This window comes from Dyadobacter flavalbus (assembly GCF_006149045.1).
Taxonomy (GTDB): domain Bacteria; phylum Bacteroidota; class Bacteroidia; order Cytophagales; family Spirosomataceae; genus Dyadobacter; species Dyadobacter flavalbus.
Genome location: NZ_VBSN01000036.1, coordinates 16,073 through 36,314, shown reverse-complemented (window position 1 = coordinate 36,314; position 20,242 = coordinate 16,073). Strand labels below are relative to the sequence as shown.

At 45.1% G+C, this 20,242-nt stretch carries 12 protein-coding genes; 8 read left to right on the top strand and 4 right to left on the bottom strand.

Features of this window, described 5'->3' with window-relative positions:
- Positions 1–71 precede the first annotated feature (71 nt).
- The 6 genes from FEM33_RS11665 (at position 72) to bshC (ending at position 10,113) form a co-directional block, all read left to right on the top strand.
- A complete protein-coding gene (locus FEM33_RS11665; RefSeq protein WP_139012201.1) occupies positions 72–1,250 on the top strand; it encodes an acetyl-CoA C-acyltransferase in 1,179 nt (392 codons plus the stop codon).
- 105 nt (positions 1,251–1,355) lie between these two features.
- The gene (locus FEM33_RS11660; RefSeq protein WP_139012200.1) at positions 1,356–2,363 is read left to right on the top strand and encodes a glycosyltransferase family 2 protein; all 1,008 of its coding nucleotides are present in this window, start codon (positions 1,356–1,358) and stop codon (positions 2,361–2,363) included.
- Complete coding sequence (locus FEM33_RS11655) at positions 2,360–3,475, top strand: glycosyltransferase (protein WP_139012199.1); 1,116 nt, start codon at positions 2,360–2,362, stop codon at positions 3,473–3,475. The genes FEM33_RS11660 and FEM33_RS11655 overlap by 4 nt, the downstream gene beginning before the upstream one ends.
- A complete protein-coding gene (locus tag FEM33_RS11650) occupies positions 3,476–6,367 on the top strand; it encodes a putative Ig domain-containing protein (protein ID WP_139012198.1) in 2,892 nt (963 codons plus the stop codon).
- Positions 6,368–6,499: 132 nt separating this feature from the next.
- Positions 6,500–8,314 (top strand): acyl-CoA dehydrogenase FadE, encoded by a 1,815-nt coding sequence (locus FEM33_RS11645; RefSeq protein ID WP_139012197.1) that lies wholly within the window; start codon positions 6,500–6,502, stop codon positions 8,312–8,314.
- A gap of 248 nt (positions 8,315–8,562) precedes the next feature.
- Positions 8,563–10,113 (top strand): bacillithiol biosynthesis cysteine-adding enzyme BshC, encoded by a 1,551-nt coding sequence (gene bshC, locus FEM33_RS11640; RefSeq protein ID WP_139012196.1) that lies wholly within the window; start codon positions 8,563–8,565, stop codon positions 10,111–10,113.
- 13 nt (positions 10,114–10,126) lie between these two features.
- Here the strand turns inward: bshC and FEM33_RS11635 are convergent, their stop codons facing one another.
- From FEM33_RS11635 to FEM33_RS11625, 3 genes are all read right to left on the bottom strand, one after another.
- Positions 10,127–11,188 carry a hypothetical protein gene (locus tag FEM33_RS11635; protein ID WP_229214208.1) on the bottom strand — a complete coding sequence of 354 codons (1,062 nt, stop codon included), beginning with the start codon at positions 11,186–11,188 and terminating at the stop codon, positions 10,127–10,129.
- On the bottom strand, positions 11,148–11,756 hold the full coding sequence (locus FEM33_RS11630; RefSeq protein WP_139012195.1) for a hypothetical protein: 609 nt from the start codon (positions 11,754–11,756) through the stop codon (positions 11,148–11,150). The genes FEM33_RS11635 and FEM33_RS11630 overlap by 41 nt, the downstream gene beginning before the upstream one ends.
- A gap of 94 nt (positions 11,757–11,850) precedes the next feature.
- Positions 11,851–12,414, bottom strand: a complete 564-nt coding sequence (locus FEM33_RS11625) for an RNA polymerase sigma factor (protein WP_139012194.1) — start codon at positions 12,412–12,414, stop codon at positions 11,851–11,853.
- 198 nt (positions 12,415–12,612) lie between these two features.
- Here FEM33_RS11625 and FEM33_RS11620 point away from each other — a divergent pair, with 198 nt between their 5' ends.
- Both FEM33_RS11620 and FEM33_RS11615 read left to right on the top strand, forming a co-directional pair.
- Complete coding sequence (locus tag FEM33_RS11620; RefSeq protein WP_139012193.1) at positions 12,613–13,836, top strand: 4-hydroxy-3-methylbut-2-enyl diphosphate reductase; 1,224 nt, start codon at positions 12,613–12,615, stop codon at positions 13,834–13,836.
- Between the two features lie 184 nt (positions 13,837–14,020).
- Positions 14,021–19,480 (top strand): alpha-2-macroglobulin family protein, encoded by a 5,460-nt coding sequence (locus tag FEM33_RS11615; protein WP_139012192.1) that lies wholly within the window; start codon positions 14,021–14,023, stop codon positions 19,478–19,480.
- Here the strand turns inward: FEM33_RS11615 and FEM33_RS11610 are convergent, their stop codons facing one another.
- Entirely contained in the window at positions 19,481–20,221 is a 741-nt protein-coding gene (locus FEM33_RS11610) for an MIP/aquaporin family protein (protein WP_139012191.1), read from the bottom strand.
- Positions 20,222–20,242: the final 21 nt, after the last annotated feature.

Below are 20,242 nucleotides of genomic sequence, written 5' to 3'. Positions count from 1 at the left end.
TTTTACAATGGTATGCAGACATACTACCGTATCATTCTGCACCTTTCAACCGAACAAAAAAATTATAAAATATGAATGCATACATAGTTGCCGGATACCGCAGTGCAGTTGGAAAAGCTTCAAAAGGCGGCTTCCGGTTTACCCGTCCCGATGACCTTGGCGCAACCGTAATCAGGCATCTTCTGGAAAAATTGCCTGCTCTGGACCCGGCCAGAGTCAACGATGTCATTGTAGGCAATGCCGTTCCGGAAGCAGAACAGGGCATGCAGATGGGCCGGTATGTGGCTTTGCTTGCATTGCCCAAAAACGTGTCCGGCATTACAATCAACCGTTACTGCGGCTCCGGCGTGGAAGCCATTGCAATGGCAGCTGCCAAAATTCACTGCGGAATGGCCGACTGCATTATTGCAGGCGGAACGGAATCCATGTCGCTGGTGCCAACCATGGGCTGGAAAACGGCGCTGAATTACGAAATTGCGCATAGCAACCCGGATTATTACCTGAGCATGGGACTGACCGCGGAACAGGTTGCGAAGGATTTTAACATCAGCAGGAAAAAACAGGATGAATTTTCATTCCAGTCGCATCAAAAAGCATTGCGTGCACAAAAAGAAGGCTGGTTTGCAGACGGCATCGTGCCGGTAACAGTTAAAGAAACCTATTTTGACGCTGCAAGCGGCAAGAAAAAGACAAAAGAAATTGTTGTAAGCCACGATGAAGGTCCGCGCGCGGATACAACCATTGATGCTTTAAACAGACTGAAACCGGTTTTTGCTGCCGGCGGAACGGTTACGGCGGGAAATTCTTCCCAGACTTCCGACGGAGCAGCATTTGTTATGGTGATGTCGGAAAGCATGGTGAACGAACTTAATTTGAAACCGATAGCAAGAATGCTGTCTTATGCAACTGCAGGAGTGGACCCGAGAGTAATGGGAATCGGTCCGGTTGCCGCCATTCCGATTGCGTTGAAACAAGCTGGTTTGAAACTAAATGATATAGAGCAGATCGAGTTGAATGAAGCATTTGCTGCACAGTCGCTGGCAGTGATTCAGGAACTGGACATTAACCCGGAAATTGTCAATCCCAACGGCGGCGCCATTGCATTGGGCCATGCGCTGGGATCAACCGGAGCAAGGCTTTCCGTACAGCTTTTCAATGAAATGGAACGCAGAAACCAGAAGTACGGCATGGTGACGGCATGTGTCGGCGGCGGACAGGGCGTAGCCGGAATTTATGAAAGACTGAATTAAGCCGGAGGATAAACAGGATATACATATTTGAGGGTCTCCCGGGAAGATAAATCATTCTTCCCGGGAGATTCTTTATTTTTGCCCGTCAATCATGCCGGATTTTTCATGGATGTATCCATTATTATTATCAATTACCGAACGCCGGAGCTCATACTGAACTGTCTGGACTCCATTTACAGGTTTACATCCGGCGTAACTTTTGAAGTAATTGTAGTTGATAATGATCCTGAAAACGGCAACGGCGCAATGATCCGGAAAGCCCATCCGGATATTCACTGGATTGACATGGAATACAATGCCGGTTTCGGCAGAGCCAATAACAGAGGAATGTCGGAGGCAAAAGGCAAGTATTTCTTACTGCTGAATGCCGATACGCTCGTTACGGATAATGTGATCGGCCGGTGTTTTGTCAGGATGAACGAAAGACATGACATCATTGCCTGCGGCGCACTTCAGTATTATGCAGACGGCACGCCCATGCCTTTTTACAAAAGTTTCAATGAATTCAGAAAGACCTTTTTTATCCTTCCGCCAAGCGCGCTTTTTACAAAAATCCTGAACAAGATATATCCCGAGCCTCAGTACGCTGATCCCGAACAGCACGACTGGCTTGTTGGCGCATTCATATTTCTAAGGAAAGAAGGATTCGAAAAAACAGGCGGTTTCAGCAGTCATTTCTTTATGTACGGCGAAGATGTGGAATGGTCTGCACGGCTGGGAAAATGGGGTAAACTCTGTTATTTCAAAGATTGTACTTTCATTCATCTGGAAAACAAAAACCCTTTCCGGCGGACCAATATTTCCTGGATCAACCGTTTCAGCACGCAAATGCAGGTTTCCAATTTTCTGTGGGTCCGGAAGCAATACGGCATATTTCAGTACCTGCTGCTCATTGCCAATTATATTCTGATGATCCCGGTTATTTATATCTGGAAGATGGTCATGAACTTCCGGCAAAGCAGAAACCCGTTTTCCGAACTCCGCACACAGCACATCTATGTAAGGAAAATACGCGTACTTTTAAAATATTTCGTAAAAACAGTACGCCTGAAAAATGAACTTTTCAAGATCAGTCCAAACGAGAATATAGACTTGTTAACTTCCGCTAAATGAATAGTACCAAGAAAAAAATTCTCTTTTTTACCCCTTATGCCACGCGAACAGGATCGGAAATGATGCTGCTTTATATTCTTGAAAAACTGGACCGCACCCGCTTCGATGCTGGGATCGTCAGTTTTGCAGATGGCGAATTGCTGAAAGAATTTCCTGACGATATTCCCGTTTACATCGTTCCGAAAAATTTTAACCTGTTTCAGAAGATCTCGTTTCAGCTCGGCGTCAACCCGACGCTGGAATTTCTCAGAAAACTGGCCAAATCGTTCAAAGCTGATTTCTGGTATATCAACACAACCATGATTCCCGAAGCCGTAGCCATAGCCAGGGAATTTTCCATAAAAATGGTTACGCACTTTCATGAACTGCCATTAACCTACGCTTATCTGAAAAAACCGGAATTCAAAAGCATTATCGACGATTCGGATTTGCTGATCGGATGCTCGCAGGCAACCTGTAAAGCACTGCAGGATTCCGGCGGTAAAAATGTAAGCCTGCTGTATTCATTCATAGATCATAACAAAGTAAAAAAAGATGAAAAGCGCACGGCCGGGCTGAAAGAAAAACTGGGAATTCCGAAAGATGATTTTGTATGGATATTGTCCGGAATAACTTCCGAGCGAAAGGGATTCGATATGCTGCCCGACATAGCGCAAGAATTGAATGAAACCGGCGTTCACCTGGTATGGGTTGGAAAAAAGCTGGAAGACGGCCTTGTTTATTACACAGAACAGCGCAGCAAGCATTTAACGGCTGCAACCAGAATCCATTTTGCCGGTGAACAAAAGGAAGATTATTACAATTACCTGAATATGGGAAACGGATTTCTGCTCACTTCGAGGCAGGATCCTTTTCCGCTTGTCATGATTGAAGCTGCATTGCTCGGCAAACCGATCGTTTCTTTTCCTTCCGGCGGCGCGTCCGAGTTCGTTCAGGAAGGAATGGGAATTGTAACAGAAGATATCAGTGTAAAACAGCTTGTAAATGCAATGCGCTCGGTCATGAACGGGCAAACAGTTACAGACCGCACCAAAAGCATAGAAGTGGCCAGCCGGTTCAACGTGGAAAACGGATATAAAAACTGGATTGAATTAATTGATAAAAATTACTAGATGTACAAACAGATACACGCTTTCTACTTGCCGGCCAGAATCCTGCTTTGCCTTTTTTGCGGGATTATTTCTGTACAAACGGCTTATGCACAGACCAGCCAGTCAACTACGGAAGCTGATCCGCAGCGTTATCTTGCTTTGATGCTTCTGAACCTTACCGAAGCCAATAACCGCGGCCCTGAACCGGATCTGATAAAAACTTCGCGGCAAATCGGATTGAATGCGGTTTATTTAAATATTCCCTGGGACAAGGTTTATGATAAATCTCCCACTGATGCACCGAACTGGGCAAAATACGACGAGCAGATCAAGATTGCCACAGACCTTGGCATGAAAGTGGCGCTGCGGATCAACATCGCACGTCACAATTCCCGGATCAAAGGATATTGGGAAGTGTCGGACAGCCAGATCAGTCAGCAGGGCAAACCTTTGCAGGGCGGTTACGGAGATACTTTTTTCGGGTTTGATAACCAACCGATTGTAAACAAAGGCATCGGATTTGTTAAGGAAGTTGTAGCGCATTACAAACACCTTCAGACCAGCAACAACCTTTTATTTGTGTCTGTCACCAACACGCCGTCGCAGGAAGGCGAATTCCCCAGCGTACTGATCACCGATGGAAAGGAAATTCCGGCCGTATATGATTACTCCGAATCCATGGTGAAAGGTTTTCAGGCATGGCTTAAAAGCAATTACAAGAAAATAGAACGCCTCAACTTTCTGTGGGGAACTGCCTACAAGTCGTTTGACAATGCGCCCGCCCCTTCTACTCCCTGGGAGCCAACCAGCTCTTTCAAGCAGCGTTATGGCAAAGACTGGTATATTTACAGGCATCTGGTATTCAAGAATTATACAGAACAGATGATCGCTGCCGTAAAATCCATTGATCCGGATATCAAGTTTGTTTCCGATTACGGCTCCATTTTTGATGAAGCTTCTGTTTCCAGAGGAACGCTGGGCTTCCGCAGCCTCAACGAAAAATCGGACGGTATCAAGGTAAATGACGCTTTGGTTGGTTACGATCACCGGTGGTCTGTGGATATTATCAAAAGCACTTCCCGGGCCGGTTTCATTACCGCCAACGAGCTGTTTGTCAATTCGTTTTTTGACAGCAATGCACATTTGAAACAGATCAACGAAAACTTTGACCAGGGCGCCAATATCGTAGCGGTTGTAATTTCAACTACAGATCAGCTGGCAAGAGCTGAAAACTTCCTGAGACAGGCCGCTTCCAACTGGCTTGACAAGCCCATACCTCCGATTGTTTATACGGATTCTGTTGGCTACCGGCTGTCTGCAGCCGTTGAAAAATCGGGTGCAAGCAATGTAATTTACAACGAATGGGCAAAAAGGGCCTACGCTGATCCGGCCAATCCGAAACCGGTACTGATACGGCTGAATGAAGACCTGCTTTCGCCAGATTACTGGAAAGATGCATCCAATTATGCCCCGTACGTATTCAGGCCGGTTCCGATGCAGATCATTGCCGTGAATAAGGAATTTATATACAAACTGCCAACGGACACTTTTTCGGATGTGGACGGAACCATCGTCAGAACGGAAGTTACGGCATTGCCGGGCTGGCTGCGGTATGAAGCCGGCCAACTGAGAGGCAAACCTGCTGCTTTGGGCGATTTCCGGATTACAGTCAGAGGAACTGATGATGAAGGCGGCTCTGCGGAAGCATTTTTTACCATACGCGTAGATGCGAGTGAAAATACCAACCGTCCGCCGACTGTGGACAGCAACTTTTCCAATCAGCTTGTTGCGGTAAATACGCCTTTCAGCCTTCCCATTCCAAAAGGTGCGTTCAAAGACAGCGACGGACAGATAACGAAAATAGAAGCCAGCGAGCTTCCCGAATGGGTAAAATTCGACGGCGCCGTGCTCAGCGGCATGCCTTCAAAACTCGGCGAAAGCCGCATTATCCTGAAAGCATATGACAATCAGAATGCTTTTGTGGAAACGTACTTTACGATCCGGGTTGTTGAACCGCAATATCTGAATGCGCCTCCGTTTGCAAGCAATACGCTTCCGGTCAAATATGCACAGGTGAATATGCCGTTCAATTACATGCTGCCGGTCAATATTTTTGGTGATCCCGACGGCTATATTTCATCCATTTCCATTCAGAACAGACCCTCATGGCTGGATTTTTCGCTGAATGTGCTTTCGGGAACGCCAACCGAGGAAGGCGAATACCGCCTGATTGTACGGGCGTATGACAATGCCGGCGCTTATGTTGAAATTCCGTTTATCCTGATCGTTGAAATTCCGGAACTTCGTTTTGAACTGGTAAAAGGCGGTAGTAAAGTTGAGCAGCAGGTCATACAGAAACTCCATGCGGATGACGTTTTTCCATATAGTGAAATGCCTTCGCTGCTGAACATTTATGCATACGGCAATTTTGAATATGACCATGTAACTTTTAACCTGAACGGACCCTACCGCAGGCAGTCAACAACTTCCAAATTCCCATATGCGCTTTACGAGAATGGCTCCGGCTTTGCACCTTATATCGGCCGTTATACCCTGAATGTCACAGCATTCAAAGGAGATTCCGCCGTTGTAACCAATTCAGTACAGTTCAGCATTTCATACGGAGATTCGGTGAATATCACAAAGGACCTTGAAACATGGCAGTTTTACCCGAATCCGGTCGAAAACATCTTCAATATCAAGTTGCCGGAGCAACAATCTCAGGAAGAATTGAATTTTGTCCTCATCAATGTTTCAGGAAACAGGATAACCATTCCCGGGAATCTTATAACAGTTTCTGACAATCTCGCCAGCATTGACCTTTCCGCAGCAAGCCTTTCAGCCGGCATTTATTTTATTCATGTCGAAAGCAACGGAATGCTGCTGAAACAGTTCAAAGTCTTCAAAAAGTAATGCGCTTGCGCTGCCGTTTGCCAATATTTATTTCCCGGTTGTTATGCTTGCATAATGAATAAAATTTATATTTGTAATCATAACAATAGTATGCACGCATACCTTTTAATTCAACCTTGATCAATAAAAAATATGGCTGTTGCAGAAGATAAAAAAACGTCTATCAAAGGCGGTGAATTTTTGATTAAAGAAACTTCCGCCTCACAAATTTTTATTCCTGAGGAGTTTACCGAAGAGCAGCGTATGATTGCAGATACCTGCAGGGATTTTCTGAGCAGGGAAATCTGGCCGAGGCTGGATGAAATTGACAATGCAAAAAGTCCTGATCTGATATCGGGCCTGATGGATAAAGCCGGCGAACTGGGATTGCTCGGAACAGCAGTTCCGGAAGAATATGGCGGTTTCGGTATGAATTTCAATACTTCCATGCTGGTGGCGGAAGCAACCGGCGCAGGAAATTCATTTTCCGTTGCACTGTCTGCACATACCGGAATTGGCACCTTGCCGATCCTTTATTATGGAAATGAAGAACAAAAGTCAAAATACCTGCCAAAACTCGCAACAGGCGAATGGAAAGCGGCTTACTGCCTGACAGAACCGGATTCCGGATCGGACGCCAATTCAGGAAAAACAAAAGCCCGGCTTACTGAAGACGGAAAACACTACGCTGTAACAGGTCAGAAAATGTGGATTACGAACGGCGGGTTTGCAGATGTTTTTATTGTTTTTGCCAAAATAGAAGAAAACGGCCAGACGGATAAAAACCTGACGGCATTCATCATTGAGAAGTCTTCAAACGGCATTACAATGAATGAGCCCGAGCATAAAATGGGCATCAAAGGTTCCGACACGCGTCAGATATTTTTCAATGATTGCCTGGTTCCGGCTGAAAACATGCTTTCGGAAAGAGGAAACGGTTTCAAAATTGCGGTTAATATCCTGAATATCGGCAGGATCAAACTGGCAGCGGCTGCACTCGGAGGAGCGAAAAAGGTTGCAGGACAAGCGGTACAATATGCCAACGAACGCAAGCAGTTCGGAACGGCCATTTCCGGTTTTGGCGCAATAAAATACAAGCTTGCAGAAATGGCAGTCGGCATGTTTGCAACAGAATCGGCATCGTACCGCGTCGGACAAAATATTGATGACCTGATTACCGCATTTCAGGAAAAAGGAATGCCGGATTCGGAATCCAAGCTCAAAGCGCTGGAAGAACTGGCCATAGAATGCGCCATTATGAAAGTACACGGCTCCGAAGTACTTGATTATGTTGTGGATGAAGGCGTTCAGATTTACGGCGGAATGGGTTTTTCTGCAGATGCGCCTATGGACCGTGCTTACCGCGACAGCCGGATCAACCGCATTTTTGAAGGAACGAATGAAATCAACCGTTTGCTGGTTGTGGACATGCTCCTGAAAAGAACGATGAAAGGACAGCTGGATCTGATGGGCCCGGCAATGGCCGTCGGAAAAGAAATCATGTCGATTCCGGATTTCAGCGCGGATGAAGACGAATCGCTGTTTGCAGCCGAAAAGAAGGTAATCAGAAATCTTAAAAAAGCCGTGTTGATGATTGCCGGAGCTGCCGTTCAGAAATTTATGATGAAGCTTTCGGAAGAGCAGGAAATTATCATGAATCTGGCCGATATGATCATAGAAACGTACGTTGCGGAATCGGTGTTGCTGCGTGTGGAAAAGCGGATCGGGCTTTTGGGAACCGATGCCAATGCACTTCAGAAGGACATGGCGATCGTTTACCTCAACAAAGCCGTTGAAAAAGTAAACAACGCCGGAAGATCGGCCATTACAAGTTTTGCAGAAGGCGACGAACTCCGTGTAATGCTGATGGGACTGAAACGGTTTACAAAAACAGAGCCTGTAAACCTTAAAGATGCACGCCGCCGTATTGCAGATGAGCTGATTACAAAAAATGACTACGTTTTCTGAAACAAAAAGAAAGCTGAGGTCATTATCAACCGTACAGAAAATCAATACAGAATATCAAGAAAGCCGAATCTGCCTCAGGTCCGGCTTTTTTAATACGCCTGAAAGGTTTTTTATTCTACCTCAAATTACGCAAATTTGGGAAACCAAAATCAGAAACTTTCTCGTTACGGTTAAAAGGTTTTTTTGATCTCCATATAGCAAAATTAACAACGTTGGCTTCTATACCCGCTACTGAAAAATCCGCTTTCATGAGTCTGCAATCGCTGGATCTGCGCAAAACAGGACAATTTCCCCTTTTCCTTCTGGATTATCTGGACGGAAAAACGGAACTGAAAGAATTTTACAGTATCTACCCCACGCTGGAAAATGCGAAGGAAGCCATTTTGCAGAAAAAAGATTTTGATCCGGAAAAACGCAAAACGCTTGTTGACGTACTGACAAGCCAATACAAAGGACTTCCCGGACTGCCGGATTTCTCCGTTCTGCTGGATGAAAATACATTTACCGTAACGACCGGCCATCAGCTCAACATTTTTACCGGGCCGCTTTATGTTATTTACAAAATCGTTACGACGATCAATCTGGCGCAGGCGCTGAAAAAAGCATATCCCGAGTATAATTTTGTCCCGGTTTACTGGATGGCGTCCGAAGACCACGACTTTGAAGAAATTGCTTCATTTCATCTTTTCGGGCAAACGCACAGATGGGCCGGCGCGCATAAAGGCGCAGTCGGCAGGCTTGATCCGCGCGAACTCGAAAGCATTATCAAACAGCTGCCTTCCAAGCCGCTTTTATTTGCAAAAGCATACCTTGAAAACAGTACGCTTGCCGATGCCGCCCGATGTTACATGCACGAGTTGTTCGGGCAATACGGACTGATTTCTGTTGACGCCGATCATCCTGAACTGAAAAGGCATTTTCTTCCGGTTATCAAAGACGAGCTTACGCAATCTTCTGCTGAAAAACAGTTTACCGAAACCGCTGCAAAACTTGAAAAACTGGGTTATGATCCGGGCTTGCACGTCAGGGAAATAAACCTTTTTTACCTCGATACCAATCTACGGGAACGCATTGTCAAAGAAGACGGCATTTACAAAGTCCTGAACACAGAACTGACATTTACAGAAGAGGAAATTCTGGATCTTGCTGAAAAAAGTCCCGAAATGTTCAGCCCGAATGTCATTCTCAGACCGTTGTACGAAGAAATCATTTTACCCAATCTGGCGTATATCGGCGGGCCGTCAGAACTTCCTTACTGGATGTCGCTGAAAGGGATTTTTGACTATCACAACGTTCCTTATCCGATGCTGATCCCGAGAAACTTTGCCATGTACGTAACGAACGAACAGGTAAAAAAAGCAAAGAAACTCAAAGCAGACTGGGAAGAACTTTTCAAGGATGAATTTTCACTGCGCAGAAATTACGTTCTTCAAAATACAGAAAACAAGCTGAGCCTGCAATCACAGAAAGATGCTTTCAGGACAATAATGGATGAAGTTGTGGCACAGGCCGTTCAGGTGGACCCTACAATGAAAGGCGCAGTGGAAGCAGAACATGCAAGGCTTTGTAATTCGCTGCAAAAGCTGGAAAAACGGATCATCAAAGCCGAGGAACGCAACCAAGAATCGAATATCAGCCAGTTACTAAACCTTAAAAACAAGCTGTTCCCAGGCAGAAGTGCCCAGGAACGCTATGATAACTTTCTGAATTTTTATATCAACGACCCTGAATTTATTCAGAAACTGTTCAAGGCATTTGATCCGCTGGATTTCAGGTATAATATCCTGCTGGAAGAATAAGCCTCGAATTTCATTAATCTTTCAGCTTTACATCGCCGAAACGGGAATTTACAGTGATTTTTGTACCGGAGCCCGCTCCTACTTTTCCCTGGTACTGCCTTACTTTATACGAAGCTGTTTCACCTTTTGCCGGCTGCACCGAAAAGTTGACGTTACTGGAAGGATAACTGAACTTCCCGTAAGTAACCGTTACATTGAACTGGTTGGCTTCCGCCGGAAGAACTACGGAAGAATAAGAAGCCTGAATATCGACGTTTTCCGCAGAATTGGTCAGTTCGTCAATCCTGAAATTTCCCGAATAATTCAGCTTGATTTTTCCTGATCCGCGAATGGAACCGATTTTCGCACCGGAATAGTCAATATCCGCATCCAGATTAATAACGTCGCCAATGTTCAGTTCTCCGAATTTGTTGCTGAGAAACAACTTTTTTGCATGATCCAGTTTCAGGTCTGAGTATTGGAATTCAAGCTTCCCGCCATCCATTTTCCCGATTTTTGCACTTCCGTAACGCACATCAATTGTATTGTCTGTATTTTCAAGAAGGTTGGCAACAAAATTGCCATATTTGGAATCGATTGTCAGCGGCGCATGAAAAGACGGAATGTCCGTATCTCCGAATTTGTTGCGGACGACCAAGGCATTTTCCTTGGGCATGTAAACGGTATAATCGATTTTTATAAAGTTCTTCTCGCCTTTTTTATTGTTCCAGCCATTGTTGCCAAACTGCCTTCTGTCGATGTCCGTTGTAAGCGTAATCTGTCCTCTTGCTCTTTTTTCATCAATATTCACCGCACTGAGGTATTCCGAAGCCCTTCCGTCGGTAGCTGCGTTGGCGGTAATGACGATTTCAACCTTGATTTCTTCCTTGCTCCACAAATTGATCTTGACCTGCCCGAACTGATTATCGACAACCAGCATATCGTCTTTCTTTACATCAAAAACCTTTACGACATTCCTTCTTTTTTCAATCAGCGCATTCTGTTCCGGATCGGTATGCATTGCGAATGCCAGCGTGGGCAGCAAGGCAATCAGGTTAAATAACAGGTGTATTTTTATTTTCTTTATCGTTATCATCTTTTACTTTGTTAATGCGTTGCAGAATATGAAGTTGTTGGTTGAGCAAATCAACCTGTAATTGTAAGTTCCGGACCATGGCTTCCAGCAATGCTTCCTGGTTCGGTGCATTGGACAAGCTGGAACGCAGGTTCCGGTAACTCACTTCCAGACTTTCCAGATCCGTAGAGAAATCCTTGTAAATCTCGGGATTGTTACGCGCCAGCTTGATAATCTCCTCCCTTTTCTGCTCTATTGCATTGTTGTACTGATTGAATTCGCGTGCATAAGTAGGAACTTTCAGTGCTACACGCGGGTCGCGCGTGATGCCGTATTCATTATTCAGATATACCAGAAACCCGACTCCGAGCGCAAGGAACACGCCGGCTGCAATGCGCCAGTCAAAATAAGGATTATTCAGTCGTCGGATCTTTTTTCTTGATTTCTCGGATACAACCGGAATTTCATTGTGAAGTTTACTCTCAATCTGGCTCCATAAAGAATCCTGCGGTAAGAAAGTATCAAATCCATCCCTGTTATCTCGCACAAACCGCTCCAATCGATCCTTTTTATCAGAAGAACTTTTCATAGATTCATTAACTTGTCAAGTGTAAATAATTGTTTCAAATCATTCATTTTTTAAGTAAAAACTCAGGCCCGGCATTACTTTGAAACTGCAATAATTACCGGACCAGCATTTCGGTCAATTTTCTTTTAGCCCGCATGTACTGCGTTCGCGACGTTGTTTCACTGATCCCGAGCACTTCCCCGATTTCTTCATGGTCATAACCTTCGAACAAGTAAAGGCTCAGCACCACTCTGTAACCGTCGGGAAGTTTCTGCATCATGTTGCGGACCCGTTCCACTTCCAGCGTCAGTTCGTTTTCGGAAAGCCCGGTACTTTCTTCCAAACTGCTGTATGCTTCAATGGCCTCCTGATGCTCCTCAATTTCCACCCATTTTACTTTTCTGCTTCTCATATGGTTAATCGCCTTGTTCACAACGATCTGCTTCAGCCATGCACCGATTGTGGACTGGTGCCTGAACTGATGAAGGTTTGTGAATGCATCCACAAACGCCTCCTGCAAAGCGTCTTCTGCTTCACCCATATGGTTCAAGATCCGCATGCAAATGTTGAACATGGCTTTCGAGTAACATTTGTAAAGTTCGTACTGAGCCTTACGCTCGCCGAGTTTACAACGCTCTACCAGTTCGACATGCCGGTCGGGGTACAATTGTGTTTTCAAGCAGAAGGTTTAATTTGAACGTTCCGGATAAAGACAATCTTTTTATTTACATGTTGCACGAACTGAAAAGATATTTTTGCAATATGTTGCGGCTGAACAAAGTTTAATAAGCTGTTGTTCTTGAAAAGGTGAATGTAATTTTTGAATATTGACAATGAAATATCCTGATCTGTTATCTGCAATCTATCGATTTAGTAAATGAAAACGTTTAATATTCCTGATTTTTACCGGAGCCGGATCATCACGCCGATAAAGGAGTTCCGTCGTAAAAACGATAAGCTAAAACGTGATTATGCTCCTACATTGCTGGATTTCGGCCCGGTTCAATTCCTGATTGCACGTCATTTCGGATTTTGTTACGGCGTTGAAAACGCCATTGATATCGCCTACAAGGCCATTCATGAAAATCCGGACAGACGTATTTTTCTGCTGAGTGAAATGATCCATAACCCGGATGTAAACCGTGATCTTACCGACCGCGGCGTGCGTTTTATGATGGATACCAAAGGAAACCAGCTTATACCTTGGGAAGAACTTACGCCTGAAGATATCGTGATCGTGCCTGCATTTGGTACAACCGTAGAAAACCAGCACAAGCTCGCCGAGCTCGGGATCAATTCCTATGTTTACGATACAACCTGTCCTTTTGTAGAAAAAGTATGGAACCGCGCTGCGCAGATCGGGGAAAAGGATTATACGATTATTGTTCACGGCAAGCCCAATCATGAAGAAACAAGGGCTACTTTCTCGCACAGCAAGGAAAATGCCCCGACAATTGTGATTAAAGATCTGAAACAGGCCATACAGCTTGCAAAATACATTACAGGCGAAGTTCCACTTTCCGGCTTTGCCATTGATTTCAAAGGCCAGTTTTCGGAAGGTTTTGATCCTCAAAAAGATTTGCAACGCATTGGCGTTGTCAATCAAACGACTATGCTTGCTTCCGACACACAAGGCATTGCGGATTATCTCAAAAATGTGATGATCAGACATTATGCACTGAAACCGGAACAGGTGGAAGAACGCTTTGCAAATACCCGCGACACGCTTTGCTATGCAACCAACGATAATCAGGACGCTACTTATGCCCTGCTGACCCATCAGGCGGACCTTGTGATTGTAGCCGGCGGATACAACAGCTCCAACACATCGCATCTTGTGGAGCTTTGCGAGCAGAAATTTCCGACTTACTTCATTGAATCAGTTAATAAAATTCTTGATAACCAATTAATAAGACATTTTGACCTTGCCAAAAAAGAAGAAATTGTAACGGAAAATTATCTTCCGCAAACTGCTCCGGCCCGCATCATGCTTACTTGCGGCGCTTCTTGTCCGGACGCGGTTGTGGAAGCGATTTTGATGCGACTGCTTTCTTTCTTTGAAGGTACCAAACCCGTTGAAGAAGTAATGCAGGCATTTTAATCTGACCGTAAAAATGGTCACAAATGCCGATTGCTCATTTTACGTATACAATTTGACCGGTTTGATTTATAAAGATTAATTTCGGAGGATGGATTTTTCAAAATTCATCCTTTTTTGTTGCATTGGTTTTTTGCGCGGGTTATAAACAAATGAATTCTTCGTGCCGTTACGCTTTCTCCTCTTTATGAAAAATCATACTGTTGCCTTTTGCATTCTTGCATTTGTTTCATTGCTGCTGGGCAGTTGTTCTTCCGTAAATGAAGTGCGGGTTTCCGGTACTAATTTTACCAATGAAATCAGTCAGTCGCAGAACCTGATTTTTACATTTAACAAGGACCTTGTACCTCAGAACGAGCTGAATAACTGGGATTCGACACAATATATCGCGTTCGAACCGGCTGTACGCGGAAAATTCAAATGGACGGCTCCGAATGAACTGGTCTTTTCTCCGGTTACAGGATTCGGTGCTGCTACTGCTTACAAAGCAAAACTGACTGAATTTCTGATTTCCAAAACGGATAAAGACAAAAAGCTGGGGATTTCTTCGGAACCTGTTGATTTTCACACGCCTTATCTCCGGCTGAGCGAAACCGAAAGCTGGTGGACCATTTCTCAGGAAAGCGGAAGGCAGGAAGCAAGGCTGAAACTGATTTTCAATTATCCGGTCAATACGCAGCATGTAGCCGAAAAGTTAAAGCTTTCACTGGCCGGAAAAGCGGTTGATTACAGAATACTGCCTTCGGTCAATGATCATATTGTAATGCTTGCACTGGCCAATACGGGCAAAGCCGACAACAATCCTGCATCGATCAGTTTAACGCTGGATAAAGGGCTGAAAGCGCAAAATACAACCTATGTAACGCAGGAAGCCCTGACGCATACAGCAAGCCTGCCTTCTCCGTTGCATCTGGAAATTACAGATATTGAAACGGGTTTTGAAAACAATACGCCTTTTGTCAGGATTGTGACAACGCAGGAACTTAACCGGGAAAGTATTGAAAACGGATTCAGTATAAATCCTGCAGTTACACCCAAAACGGAAGCAATGGAAAACGGTTTTATCATCAGAGCTGATTTCAATGAAACGGATACGTACGCGCTGCTTGTCAATAAATCCTTGAAAGGCATGCTTGGACAAACGCTTGAAGAAGAAACTTCCCGGGATTTATTTTTTGGTAAAATGCCTCCGGGAATTTCATTTGTCAACAAAAAGGCACTTTACATGACGCCGAAAAGCTCGAAAAATGTCGGTGTTCAGATCGTAAATATCCCGAAAGTTCAGGTACGTATATCCAAGCTGTATGCCAACAACATTCTTGCATATATCCGAAACAACCGCTGGAACAATTATGACTATGTGGATGAAGAATGGCTTCCGACGGGATCTTTCAATTTCAGTGATGACACAGACGGCAATTTCAGCGATGTACTTGTGGATAAGGTTGTTGAAACGGAGAACCTGCCGAAAAACAAAGGAATTTCTGCATTGAACATTGCGCTTCCTGACGACAACCAACGGCGGGGAATATATCTGGTTTCGGTTAATTCCAATGAAGAAAGGTATCAGGGTGCCACCAAACTGGTTTCTATTTCGGATATCGGACTGATTGCCAAGCAGGGAAAAGACGAACTATGGATATTTGCCAATTCCATCAAAACCAATGAACCGCTTTCCGATCTTGAAATTACGCTCGTCAGCTCCAATAACCAGCATATTCAGACGGTCACTACGGACGGAGAGGGCATTGCGCATGTTGAACAGTTGAGCGAAAAAGCGCCGGGTTTTAAAGTAGCCATGATTACTGCCGAAGGCAAGGAAGATTTCAATTACCTTATCCTGAATGATACAAAAGTTGAAACATCCCGTTTTGAGGTAGAAGGCCGGCGGGATAATGCTTCCGGTTTTCAGGCATTCATTTATGGCCAGCGCGATATTTACAGACCGGGTGAAACCATGCATTTCAATACGGTGCTGAGAACGCAAAGCTGGCAGAATGCAGAAAATATCCCATTGAAAATGCGCATGCTTACGCCGAACGGACGTGAATACCGGACCTGGCGAAAAAATACAAATGAGCAGGGTGCAGTGGAAACGGAAGTAAAAATGGACGCTGCGGTACTGACGGGCACTTACGTATTCGAAGTTTACAATGCGAACGACGTTCTGCTGACTTCACAGGCGGTCAGTGTTGAGGAATTTATGCCGGACCGGATCAAAGTAGACCTGAGCGGCGCTGCAAAGAAATATACTTCCGGAGCAACTATTGCCTTGACAGCAACTGCCGTAAACCTTTTTGGCCCGCCTGCAGCCGGCCGGACTTATGAAATGCAGTCACAGCTGACAAGTAAGACTTTTGATGCCGCCGAATTTTCTGAATATACATTTAACATTCCTGCTGAAACCTCTCTTATGTCGGAAAGGCGTCAGGGCGTTACGAATGAACAGGGACAAGCCACTGAAAAATTTGAACTTTCTCCCGAGCTGAAAGACAAAGGCTTGCTTGAAGGTAAAATTTATGTAACGGTTTTTGATGAAAACGGCCGTCCGGTTAATCGTTTGCACCGCTTTGAAGTTTTTACACAGCCTGTATTTTATGGAATCAAACTTCCGGATTTGTATGTAGGCACCAATGCGCCTGTGCCGGTTGAGATTATCGGCGTAAACAGCAAAGGGCTTTTACAAAAAGGCGCTTCGGCAAAAGTGGAAGTCGTGCGACTGGAATATCAGACCGTTGTTGAAAAAAAATATGACCAGCTTCAGTATACTTCCAAAAAGAGTGAAAAAACAGTTTATTCCAATACACTGAATCTGACGAATGGAAAAACACTTTTTCAGTACGTTCCGACGGTTTCGGGCGAATATGAAATTCGTGTAAGACGTCCCGGCGCGGAACATTCTACTTTGGCAAATTTCTATGCTTATGGCTATGGCTATACGCAGTACTCGTCATTTGAGGTGAGCAATGAAGGAAGGGTGATCATGAAAACCGATAAGGAGAAATACAAAGTCGGAGAAAATGCCACGATATTGTTCAAAACGCCATTTGACGGAAGGCTGCTCGTTACGGTCGAGCGCAACAGTGTACTCGAACAGCATATTCTTACAACCGAAAAAAAAGCCGCCGAACTGAAAATCAGTCTTAAAGAAGAGCATTTGCCGAATGTGTTTGTGACAGCCACATTGATCCGCCCGTTTGATGCTTCGGACTTGCCGCTTACCGTAGCGCATGGATTTACACCTGTTTTTGTAGAAGATCCCGACCGCAAACTGTCTGTCGATATTACTTCAATTGAAAAATCAAGATCCAAAACCAGACAGCATATCAAGATAAAAACGCAGCCCGGCGCACAGGTTACACTGGCCGTTGTGGATGAAGGAATTTTACAGATCAAAAACTCAAAAACACCAGACATTCACGGATATTTTTACAGCAAGCGGGCGCTGGAAGTTACCAGTCACGATTTATACGCTCAATTGTTTCCGGAACTGACAATAACCGGCACATCCAGCTTTGGCGGTGATGGCTATGACCTGGAACGGAGAATAAATCCGTTAAGCAACGGACGTACGGAACTGGTTTCTTTCTGGAGCGGCATTCTGAAAGCAAACGGAAACGGAGAAGCGACTTTCGACGTGGATATTCCGCAGTTCAGCGGCGACTTGCGCATAACGGCTGTTGCGTATAAAAACAATGCTTTCGGCTCAGCAGCAAAAAACATGAAAGTAGCCGATCCGATTGTGATCAGTGCCGGGTTACCGCGCTTTCTGAGTCCCGGCGATGAACTGACGCTGCCCGTCAATATCAGCAATACGGAGCAGAAAGCGGCTCCGGCAACCGTAACATTGCAATTAAACGGGCCGTTAACTTCTGATAAAGCATCTTCAACACAAAAGATTGTAATTCCTGCGGGCAAAGAAACACGCGCTGTATTTTCGGTCAAAGCATTGCTCGCAATGGGCATTGGGAATGTTACAATCAAGGTAAATGCTTTTGGGGAAACCTTTGTAAATCAGACACAATTAACCATACGGCCGGCATCACCGCTTTTAAAAACCAGCAATTCCGGCACCATTGCCGGCGGAAAACAAGGTTTGATCGATCTGACCACTTCTTTCATTCCGGCAACAAGCCGGAGTCAGGTTGTGTTCAGCCGCTCACCTTTGGTGCAAGGCGGCGGGAAAGCGCTTGCCACTTTGCTTGGTTATCCGTACGGTTGTCTGGAACAAACGATTTCGAAGGCATTTCCGCAGATTTACTTTTCTGATCTGGCCAAAGCTATGGCAGCGCCGGTTTACATGGTCAAAAGCGGTGAAAGCGATTTTAATCCGATGACCAATGTGCAGCAGGCTATCCGCAAAATAGAATCCCAGCAGCTTTTCAACGGCGGTATGGGCATGTGGCCCGGCGCAACGCAGGAAGATTGGTGGACAACGGCGTATGCAGTCCATTTTCTTGAAGAAGCACGCAAAGCAGGTTTTGAAACAAATGCCAAAACAATGAGCCGCGCACTGGATTACCTGACTTTACAGACCGGAACAACGGCAAACAGGGAAATTGTGCTTGCCAGTACCAAAAACGATCTGGCTTATGGCAGCGAGCCTTCATCGGGTTCGCAGATCAGGAAAACGGTTGTTCGCCGCGAGGCTATTTACTCGCTTTATGTACTGGCATTAACCGGCCATCCCAATCGTGCATCCATGAATTATTACAAGCAAAATCCTCAGCTGCTTACAATTGATTCAAAATATTTGCTTGCCGGCGCATTTCAGCTTTCCGGCGATGCGAGAAGTTTTGCTTCCATGCTGCCAAAGAAATACGTGGCGGAAAGCAGTTCGCAATTTGCTGATGACAGCTATTCTTCTCCTTTAAGGAATATCTCACTGGTTTTAAATACTTTGCTGGAAAGCGATCCTGACAATCCGCAGATTCCGGTACTGGCAAGGCAACTTTCAAAAGCAATCCAGTCAACAGCTTATATCAACACGCAGGAAGCAGCTTTTGCAGTGCTGGCATTGGGAAAGACGGCTAAAAGCACATCCGCTTCAACCGTAACAGCAACCATTTCTGCCAACGGAAAAGCCTTATCCACATTTAGCGGAAAAGAACTGAAACTTGCAAAAGGCATTGCCAATAAAAAACTGGCGGTTGCAACGCAGGGAAATGGCAGTCTGTACTGGTTTTCACAATCTGAAGGAATGTCGGCTACGGGCTCTTATCTGGAAGAAGATCAGGGTTTAAGCATACGTCGGGAATTTCTGACACGTGACGGAAGTACGGCACAGACATTCCGGCAAAATGATCTTGTCGTTGTCAAATTAACCCTTTCAAGCATTCATGGTTTGCCGATCGAAAACGTAGTTGTAACGGATTTGCTTCCGGCCGGCTTTGAAATTGAAAATCCCCGCATTACGGAACCACGCGACATGCCATGGATTAAAAATGCAGCTGTGCCGGAATATTATGACATTCGCGACGATCGTATTCACTTTTTTACAACTGCTGAAAGCCAGCCAAAAACGTTTTATTATCAGGCCAGGATTATTTCAAAAGGCACATTCACCGTTGGACCGGCTGCTGCCGATGCAATGTATGAAGGTGAATACAGAAGTTACTCCGGCGGCGGGAAAATCAAAGTAGAGTAATCAGAAATAAAAGAAGCGCAGAACAAGACCGCTTGCGATAGCACCCAGAACGGGTGCTATTACAGGAATCCAGCCGTATTCCCATTCTGAACTTCCTTTATCATGAATCGGCAGAATAGCATGTGCCATTCTGGGGCCGAGATCACGAACCGGATTGATGGCATAACCCGTTGTTCCGCCCAGTGACAATCCGATACTCCATACCAGCATGCCAACAAGATACGGTGATATTCCCGATGGAATTCCGCCTCTTTCCGGATCAGAAGTGCCTGCATAGCCAATGGCAACTACACCGACAATAAGTAAAAATGTGGCTATAAACTCGCTCAGAAAGTTATACGGAGCCGTTCTGATGGCGGGATTGGTTGCAAAGCAGGCCAGTTTCGAACCTTTGTCTTCCGTTGCACGCCAATGCGGAAAATACTGCAGCCATACCAGAACGGCACCAAAAAATGCTCCAATCAGTTGTGCAGGAATATAACTGGCAATCAGGCTGTAATCTTGTCTTAAAACGGCAAATGCAATGGTTACCGCAGGATTCAGATGAGCAGCGGCGCTGCCGAATGCATTGGCTGTAAAAATCCCGATCATGACTGCAAATCCCCAGCCGGCAGTAATTACAATCCAGCCGGCGCTTTCACCCTTTGTTTTTTTAAGCACAACATTGGCAACAACGCCATTGCCAAGTAAAATGAGAACCATTGTTCCTACTAATTCTCCGATAAAAGGGGAAGGCTGCATGATTTGAAAAGATCAGGTTAA

What these genes read in the sequence shown, in the direction of transcription:
- FEM33_RS11665 (WP_139012201.1), top strand. Translation starts at nt 72, where the DNA reads ATGAATGCATACATAGTTGCCGGATACCGCAGTGCAGTTGGAAAAGCT.
- FEM33_RS11660 (WP_139012200.1), top strand. Translation starts at nt 1,356, where the DNA reads ATGGATGTATCCATTATTATTATCAATTACCGAACGCCGGAGCTCATA.
- FEM33_RS11655 (WP_139012199.1), top strand. Translation starts at nt 2,360, where the DNA reads ATGAATAGTACCAAGAAAAAAATTCTCTTTTTTACCCCTTATGCCACG.
- FEM33_RS11650 (WP_139012198.1), top strand. Translation starts at nt 3,476, where the DNA reads ATGTACAAACAGATACACGCTTTCTACTTGCCGGCCAGAATCCTGCTT.
- FEM33_RS11645 (WP_139012197.1), top strand. Translation starts at nt 6,500, where the DNA reads ATGGCTGTTGCAGAAGATAAAAAAACGTCTATCAAAGGCGGTGAATTT.
- bshC (WP_139012196.1), top strand. Translation starts at nt 8,563, where the DNA reads ATGAGTCTGCAATCGCTGGATCTGCGCAAAACAGGACAATTTCCCCTT.
- FEM33_RS11635 (WP_229214208.1), bottom strand. Translation starts at nt 11,188, where the DNA reads ATGATAACGATAAAGAAAATAAAAATACACCTGTTATTTAACCTGATT.
- FEM33_RS11630 (WP_139012195.1), bottom strand. Translation starts at nt 11,756, where the DNA reads ATGAAAAGTTCTTCTGATAAAAAGGATCGATTGGAGCGGTTTGTGCGA.
- FEM33_RS11620 (WP_139012193.1), top strand. Translation starts at nt 12,613, where the DNA reads ATGAAAACGTTTAATATTCCTGATTTTTACCGGAGCCGGATCATCACG.
- FEM33_RS11615 (WP_139012192.1), top strand. Translation starts at nt 14,021, where the DNA reads ATGAAAAATCATACTGTTGCCTTTTGCATTCTTGCATTTGTTTCATTG.
- FEM33_RS11610 (WP_139012191.1), bottom strand. Translation starts at nt 20,221, where the DNA reads ATGCAGCCTTCCCCTTTTATCGGAGAATTAGTAGGAACAATGGTTCTC.